Source organism: Pseudomonadota bacterium (assembly GCA_027624955.1).
Lineage (GTDB): Bacteria > Pseudomonadota > Alphaproteobacteria > UBA828 > UBA828 > PTKB01.
This window is the reverse complement of the sequence record JAQBTG010000071.1, coordinates 1-8,283: the sequence shown is the minus strand read 5'-3', so window position 1 is coordinate 8,283 and position 8,283 is coordinate 1. Positions and strand designations below refer to the sequence as shown.

Sequence of the window (8,283 nt, the reverse complement as noted above, 5' to 3'; positions counted from 1 at the left end):
CGAATGAGATACCCCGCATCTGAAAAGCTTGAGATCATTCACCTTGTTGAACGTTCTCACCTGCCAATGATCCTCCTCTACTAATTATAGGGTTGGACCAACTCATTGGTGGAGGATCAACCTGGTTTTTACTCGAATTACTGCGCCTTAATTCGCTTGTATCTGTCCAGCGCCCGGTTTCTGGCCATCGCGTGATCAACGATTGGCACCGGATAATCATGGCCAAGCTTGATCCCAGCATCTGCCAATTCAATTGGCTTTGCAGTCCAAGGTGCATGGATTAGATGGTCTGGAAGTTTGGCGAGTTCCGGTACCCACTTCCGGACATAAGAACCAACGGGATCGAATTTTGATCCCTGAATGGTAGGGTTAAAAACACGGAAATATGGAGCTGCGTCTGCGCCGCATCCAGCAACCCATTGCCAACTCGCTGCATTGCTCGCGAGATCCGCATCGACAAGCGTATCCCAAAACCACTTTTCGCCAATTCGCCAATCGATCAGTAGATCCTTGATCAGAAAGGATGCCACAATCATGCGGACCCGATTATGCATCCAGCCAGTCGTCCACAATTCGCGCATGCCAGCATCGACGATCGGATAACCAGTCGATCCACGTTTCCAAGCGGACAGACTGTCAGGGTCATTCTCCCACTGGAAATCAGCAAACTCCCCGCGAAGCGGTCTTGAGGGCAATTTAGGAAAATTAAATAGGAGGTGATAAGAAAACTCGCGCCAGGCAATCTCTGAGAGATAGGTCTCAACACCCTGGGGCATAGGACTTCCAGTGTGCGCTAATGCACTGCTAGAGACCGCGTTCCATATCTGGCCCGGACTGATCTCTCCAAAATGCAAGTGTGGCGAGAGACGTGACGTGCCGGAAACCCCAGGCAAGTTTCGCTTGTTCTTGTAGTCGAAAACGGCCCCATCGGAGAAGTCATTCAAACGCGAATGTGCGGCTTCTTCACCCGGTGTCCATGCATCCCGCAAGCCGCGTGCCCAGTCAGGTGCTGTGGGCAATAGCCCCCATGATTTCAGTTCATCACTCGGGGGAAATTTGAGTGGCGCAGGAATTCGGGTGGGCGCCGGCTTGGGGTGACCGAGTTCGCCGAGCGCGCGCAAGGCCTTCCAGAAAGGGGTAAAGACCTTGTATGGCTCCCCTTTTTGCGTGGTAACCTCCCACGGCTCTCGTAGCAGGCCAGCGTTGAAACTTCGAGCTTCTATGCCTTTGGCTTTCAAAGCCGTTTTGATTAGCTCATCCCGCTTCGTTGCCCAGGGCTCATATCGCCTGTTCCAATAAACGCTAGTAGCGTCAGTCGCGGACAACAGTTCATTGATAATAGTTTCCGCAGAACCGGTCTTTAAAATGAGCCGGTTTCCGCAGGTATTAATCTTGGAGGCGAGCGCAGACAAAGAACCGTGAAGCCACCAGCGTGAGGCGCTACCCGGCAACCATTCGCCGGCGTCGGAATCATCCGATATGTAAACAAGAATAATTGGACGCCCGAGCGCGACGACGGCGGCGAGAGCCGGGTTATCGCTCAGCCTGAGGTCGCGGCGGAACCAAAGGATTGTTGTCATGTTTTTTTGCACCATGCGCTCAGTATAGGGACAGGCGCCTGCTTAACGTGCTGCGCCTCGGCTGTCGAACATCACTTCATATTGTAGGATGTCTTCTGGCACGCAGATTTATGCCTCGCATGCGGATGGTGTAACTTCCGATGCGACGACGATAAAAGGATCTGGCTTTCGATTAAACCGAGGTTGGTGCGAGCCAGGTCACGACCAGACCCGGCAAGAAGACGATGTTTTAAGGTGCTTTTGGGCACGGGGCTGTTCGGCGCGATCTCCTTGCGCAATTTCGAGCTCTTGGTGCAGAGTGGAGCCATGTTAATCGACGACTTTACCGATGAAGGCCTCGTTTCCAAGCTGGGTACCCAATGGCGTGGTGTCAGCGACCAAGTCATGGGTGGGATCTCCGAGACCACTATATCTCATGGCGTAATAGATAGCCGGCCTTGTTTACGCATGACTGGCGATGTTCGTCTGGACAATAACGGCGGCTTCATTCAAGCGGCACTTGACCTGACATACCGAGGCGAGACCCTTGATGCGTCGGGATATAGCGGTGTGAGCATGATCGTGCGCGGGAATGGTGAGAAATACTCGGTTCGGCTTTGTCAGACTAACGCCAATCAGGTTGAAATCGCGAACCTCGGCGGCCGATCAAAAGCGCAGAAACTGGTGGTATTATACAACCATTAGACGATCATAAAAATGACTAGAATTTTAGTCTGACAAAGCCTTTTCGTCCCCATTGAAGATCGTTGCCCGTCCGCCCGAATAGCTCGCCTACCGAAAGCTCGGCCCATGTACCCAACCCACAATCGCGTCGCGCGTCCCCTTGGTTACGAGGCTAACCTGATGCAACCAATAGGTCGGGAAGATCGCCAGCGTGCCCTTCTTGCGAAGCGATTTCGGGTCGATCTTCACATTGTGAAATTCAAGATTTCCACCGTCATAATCGCTCGAATTCGACAATTGGATGGTAAAGCCTAATTTGCGTGAGGCGGCGTAGGAGCGGCCCATATCCACATGCCAATCATTATGGCTTTTCATGGATTCTGGATAGCGCATGAGATAGGGCATGTCGTCGGCGACGAAGCCGCTTAGCTCAAATCGCCAACCGCTCGAATTCACGGTGCTGATCTCTTGCGAAATTTTGTTGAGCGGCGCGCCGGTTTGCTGATTAACCGGCAGGCGTTGTTCAAGGCAGGAGCGCGTTTCGTTGACGACGCTTGGTGACGTTTGGTTCTCGCCTCTGCCACCAACGCCGCCCTCACGCCATTCGCTGTCGATGGCCGAGGCGACAATACGATCGCATTCTTCCTCGTTGAAATGCTGGCCGTGATAGACAAGGCCCACATTGGGGTTTCGAAGCGGCATGCTCGGCAGTACGATCATTCGGCGCTCTCCTCAATTTTGCTTGCTCACAATTAGTCAAACTTGTCGTTGTAAAACTAGTCGTTTCGCCGTTTGACTTTGTCGCGGTCCGCGCGCTGAGCCCGAGCCGCGAGAGATTCTAACAGCATGATCGCATGTGATAAGTATCTTGTCTTCCCAGCGCGCTGCTTTATGTCCTTCATTCACGTATCCATATTTCGACCATAGTAGCGAAAATAGGAAATGCCGCTGAATGTCCGTTTCTGGCTGAGGCTGTTGAGGAACTCTTGAAAAAGGCGTTTTAATCCGGAATTGGCGAGCACTGCCAAATGGGTAAATTTCTAAGCTGCGGGCTTCCCTGTACCAGAAAGGATTTCTGACTTGGTACAAATGGTACAAACCTGTTAGCCGGCACCCACACCGAATCCCCCCGCACACTCATCCCGATAGACCAAATACCGTTAATTCACCTACACTGAAAAGAGCTAATCAGTGAGGGTCGAGAGAGCTTCGGGCAGACGACATGGGAGGGCAGTGTCAGGAGAAACTCACTTGAGTCAGAGATGGCGGTTTCGTAGCGTTCTCGGATGAGAAGTCCGTTCCGATACTTCAAGACGTCCCCCGAGATCATCCGCAGCTCATGCCTCGATTCACAATCATTTCAATCTCGACCGTCACCTGAACCGCCGCGAAATATTCAAATAGAACCGATCAGCCGCGCTGGCTGAGTGGCGTCAACTCGCCGCGTGAGAATCTTCGCCGCTCTGATTACTCAGATCAAGTTCAGTTAATCTGACAACACCCTCCCGGTAGCCCCTTTGGCTTCTTGAGATAACCGTGTCGAAACCCCCGGTATGAGTATCGTGAGCGGGCACAAGTAAATTGTCGGTGCGGTACCCGATGTGTTTTTTAGGTGGGAGAATCGGCACTGAAGTTTGCCTCTGTCAGGGCCTGGTCTAGCTGCGGGATCGACCTTGTCGGACCGGCCCGTGCCGCTTCATCCCGAAGGTGCTTGATTTTGTTCAGGGTGGCATCATCGCGCGCGCCCCGGCCAAAGGCGGCGAGCGTGCGGCCGTAGGCAACATAAAATTCGGCGGGTGGTAGGGGTTCTGGGCGGGTGAAATCAGCCAGCGCAGCACAATACCGCTCGGCCTCATTCCATTCCGCGGCGGCGAGCGAAATTTCGATGGCATCCGGATAGAACTTAAGATAGTTGTGCCCGACGCAACCGGACCGTAGCAGTTCTTCACCGTCCGCCAGCGCCCGTCGGCGGCGCTCCGGGTTGTCGCTGACTAGTGCCAACGAACTCAACACCCACGGTCCAAGAAACGTGACTCCGGTGGCCTGCGCCGTTTGAAAGGTTTCCTCCATCGCCGCCACCAATTGCGGCGCGGGTTTGCCCTCCGCCAGGCCAATGCGGTTTTCGGCAATGGCGTAAAGCGGCTTGAAGCGGAACGCCCCGAGTTTCTCCACCACAGCCAATCCGGCCTCTATCTCGCGGCGCGCACCGGCATTGTCTCCGATATCCGACAACACCAGGGCGACGGATGCCCGCGCGACAATCTCGGCGCGCTGATGACCGGAAGCCAGCGTCGTATCGATCGCCGCAATCGCGTCTTCGGCGACGCCGGCAAGGTCGTCCGAAAAATGCGCCGACCATGCCGCCATGTAGCGATTGTCGCGCTCGATGCGGTGCAGACCATGGTGGCTGCAGAAATCGACGCATTGACGGTAATGGTCGCGTGCCGTGATCATCCGCCCTTGCGAATAAAACGCATCGGCCAGCCCGCTCAGCGCACGGGCTTCCTGCTCGATAGTTTCGGCCTCCCTGGCATAGCCGGCGGCCAATTGATGTTGCTCCAGACAATCCTCGTACTTGCCCAGCGGAAAGCAGATATTGCCGCGATAATTGTGAATCAATGCGAGGTCTTCAATGCGGCCGAGGTCGGTAGCGACACTCTGCGCCCGGTCCAACATTGCCAGCGCCGCGTCATAACGATCCAAAATGCGCATGCAGGCGACCAGTTCGATTCGCAGAGTCAACTCGAGCCGCGCCCGGTCCTCACCCTCGGCCAGATCCTCAAGCAATTTCAGCCCTTGGTTAAGATGGGCAATCGCTTCCGCGTTGGCCGACTGTTCTACGGCACGTTTTCCCGCGCGCAGCCAATAGCCGATCGCCACCGTCGCGCGCCCGGCTCCGGTATAATGAAACGCCAGGACCTCGGGCTCGGTTTCCACCTGCTCGGGAAAGCGTTCCTCCAGCAACTGAGCCACTTGGTGGTGATATTGCTGGCGGGTGCGCTTCAACAGAGACTGATAGGCGGCATCCTGAATGAGGGCATGCTTGAAGATATATTTCGCGTGCGGCGGACGTCCGCGCTGATAGAGCAATTCCGCTTCCACCAACCGGCCTAATCCGTCTTTTAGGGCGTTTTCTTCTATCAGGCCAAGCGCCAACAGCAATTCGAAAGCGAATTCGCGTCCTAGAACAGAACCCAACTGCGCCACTTCGCGCAGCGTCGGATATTGATCGAGCCGAGCCATCAGTGATTCTTGCAACGTCGCGGGAATCGCAATCGTCGACAACGGGCCGGTCAGTTCATAGCAACCATCCTGCTCGCGCAGGACTCCCGAGGTGAACATCGCCTTGGTCAATTCTTCGACATAGAGCGGCACGCCGTCGGTCTTGCGGACGATGTGCTCGACAACCGCTTCCGGTAACGGTTTGCCGCTGGTGAGGTGTTTCACCAAAGCCTCGGCCTGAGGGCGCTCGAGACGGTTCAATGTAATCGGGGTCATGTGTGAGCGCGCCGGCCACATGACCGTGAAATTCGGTCGGAACGTCATCACCAAAAGCAGCGGCGCGGTCGGAACCTGCTCAAGCAGGAGAGCCAAGAATTCCAGGGTCGAAGGGTCCGCCCAATGGAGGTCTTCCCATAACAGCACCGTGGCTTGCCGCTCCGCCTCTTCAAGCGACCAGGCAACGAGCGTGTCCAGGGTCTGCTGTTTCAGTTGCTGTGGCGCAAGATCCATGGGCGGATAGCGTGCTTCGGGTAGTGGCAGCGACATGAGGGATGCGAACAAGGGCATGATTTTTGCGGCCGGTATGGTCGAGCCGCTCACCAGCCGTTCGAGCTTGCCGAGACGGGCCTCGGGTGTGTCGTCAGGCGCCCACAGCATTGCCCGTTTGAACTGCTCGATGATCGGGTAGAGTGCGCTGTTGGAGTGGTAGGGCGAACAGCGAAACACCTTTGCCGGCAGGCCGGCTTCGCTCACCTGCGCGAGCAGGGTGGCGATCAGCGCGGATTTGCCAATACCGGCTTCGCCATTGATCAACACCGCCTGGCCCGGCTCCTCCCGGCTCTGCTGCCAGGCCCGCCGCAGCAAGCCTGTTTCCTCGTCGCGTCCGATAAGCCAAGGCGCACGCCGGGCGGTTGCGGCTTCGAATTCGCCATCTTCGATATTTTCTCTCAAGACGCCCCATGCCTGCACCGGTTCGGCGAAGCCCTTGAGTGCGTGGTGGGCAAGGTCCTCATATTGAAACGCCGCGCCCACGAGTTCTTTTGTCAGCGCGGTGATAACGATGGCATTGGGCGACGCCAGGCCCTGCAAGCGGGCCGCGAGATTGAAGGTTTCGCCAACCGCCGTCTTGGGAACGCTCGCATCGGCTTCAACCGCCTCGCCGACCACGACGACGCCGGTGGCGATGCCGACGCGGACGGCGAGTTCAACCAGGGTGTCCAACCGCTTCACAGCTTCGACCGTTTCGAGCGCGGCGAGGATGGCGCGCTCGGCGTCGCGCTCATGCGCGCGCGGCCAGCCGAAATATACCACGATTCCGTCGCCGAGATATTGCGCGACATGGCCGCCATAGCGCTCGACGGCAGCGTCTGCGGCCTTCTGATATTCCGCCATCACCTCGCGCAACTCTTCCGGGTCGAGCTTCTCGGAGAGCGCCGTGGAGCCGACCAGGTCGCAAAACAATACCGTCAATTGCCGCCGCTCGGCTTCGGGGACGGCCGGCGTGGCCGGATCGCCATCGCCATCGAGGAGCGCCTTTGCCGCCTTGAGAAGCTTCATGCGATGGCCGATGACGGTAACGCCAAGCTCCTTCAAAATCTCGTGCGTGAGATCCGGCGCTTGATCGCGGGTTATCTCATTCTCTTCGAATGCCTCGGCATATTGGCCGAGGCCCAGGCTTTCCAGCCATTGTCGAATATCGGCCATGTATTCTCCCCCGCGGCGAGTTTACACCGCGCGCCGGGGCCACACACCCCGGTTGAAGTCAGCAAACTTTCAGCGGTGGCTAATCCAGCCCCAGCAGGGCCGACGGGTCGGAGCGCTGCCAGCAGGGCAGGGCCTCGATGCGCGCCATCCAGCTCTGCAAATCCGGGTAGGATTCGAGAGGCATTTTCTGGTGAGGATGCAAGTGCATGGGGGCCGCGATGGCAATATCGGCCAAGCTAACGTCCACTCCGCAGAGCCATGTCTTACCAACCAGGCTATTCTGAAGAATCTCCGCCAAACGATGGAACGTGGGTGCGTGCGCTTGGAGTATGGCGACATCCGCTGCCGAGCCGGTCAGAGGTTTGACGACATTTTCCACCAAGTAGACGTAACAAGCGGGAGACCACTTGCCGGCCTCCCACAGATGCCAGCGATTGATATCAGCCCTAATCTTCGGCTCCTGGGGATAGGCTGAAACCGGTCCGAATTTGTCGGCGGCATATTGCAGGATTGCATTCGACTCCCAGAGCGTGAAGTCGCCGTCAACAAGCGCCGGCAATTCAGCGTTCGGGTTGATCGCAAGATATTCCGGTTGCTTTTGACCCTGGCTGAAGTAATCGACCATAACGGGCTCGTATTGTATGCCCAGAAGATCGAACCCGGCGACAACCTGATCCTCCCCCAATGAGTTGGTCCAACCTTATAGTTAGTAGAGGAGGATCAAGACATGGGAATCAAGAGACACAAGCCGGAAGAGATTGTTACGAAGCTTCGCCAGGTTGAGGTGCTTGTTGGTCAAGGGATGTCCCGGATCGATGCGATCCGTGAAGTTCAGATCACAGAGCAAACGTTTTACCGATGGCGGAAACAATACGGTGGCATGGGGACAGATCAGCTGAGGGAACTCAAACGCCTTCAAAAGGAGAATGAGCGGCTGAGAAGAGCCGTTTCAGACTTGACGCTGGACAAGTTGATCCTGAGCGAGGCTGCCAGGGGAAACTTCTAAGCCCCGCGCGTCGTCGGGTCTGCATTGATCGATTGCATAGCGAACTGAAGGTGTCTGAGCGTCGTATCTGTCGCGTCCTTGGCCAACATCGCTCAACGCAACGCCGCA

5 protein-coding genes and 2 pseudogenes are annotated in these 8,283 nt (G+C 56.5%); 3 read left to right on the top strand and 4 right to left on the bottom strand.

The window, feature by feature from the left end:
* Positions 1–137 precede the first annotated feature (137 nt).
* Positions 138–1,595 (bottom strand): deoxyribodipyrimidine photo-lyase, encoded by a 1,458-nt coding sequence (locus tag O3A94_16820; protein MDA1357913.1) that lies wholly within the window; start codon positions 1,593–1,595, stop codon positions 138–140.
* A gap of 291 nt (positions 1,596–1,886) precedes the next feature.
* Between O3A94_16820 and O3A94_16815 the strand changes: the two genes are divergently transcribed.
* Positions 1,887–2,264: a CIA30 family protein gene (locus O3A94_16815; protein MDA1357912.1), complete on the top strand. Its 378-nt coding sequence runs from the start codon at positions 1,887–1,889 to the stop codon at positions 2,262–2,264.
* Positions 2,265–2,351: 87 nt separating this feature from the next.
* Here O3A94_16815 and O3A94_16810 read toward each other — a convergent pair whose 3' ends face one another.
* Complete coding sequence (locus tag O3A94_16810) at positions 2,352–2,963, bottom strand: 2OG-Fe(II) oxygenase (protein ID MDA1357911.1); 612 nt, start codon at positions 2,961–2,963, stop codon at positions 2,352–2,354.
* Positions 2,964–3,575: 612 nt separating this feature from the next.
* Between O3A94_16810 and O3A94_16805 the strand changes: the two are divergent.
* Positions 3,576–3,647: pseudogene (locus O3A94_16805) on the top strand (IS6 family transposase).
* Positions 3,648–3,851: 204 nt separating this feature from the next.
* Here the strand turns inward: O3A94_16805 and O3A94_16800 are convergent.
* Both O3A94_16800 and O3A94_16795 read right to left on the bottom strand, forming a co-directional pair.
* A complete protein-coding gene (locus O3A94_16800) occupies positions 3,852–7,169 on the bottom strand; it encodes an AAA family ATPase (GenBank protein MDA1357910.1) in 3,318 nt (1,105 codons plus the stop codon).
* Between the two features lie 79 nt (positions 7,170–7,248).
* Positions 7,249–7,854, bottom strand: coding sequence for a glutathione S-transferase family protein (locus O3A94_16795; GenBank protein ID MDA1357909.1), 606 nt, complete (start codon positions 7,852–7,854; stop codon positions 7,249–7,251).
* Positions 7,855–7,896: 42 nt separating this feature from the next.
* Between O3A94_16795 and O3A94_16790 the strand changes: the two are divergent.
* Positions 7,897–8,283, top strand: a pseudogene (locus O3A94_16790) (transposase).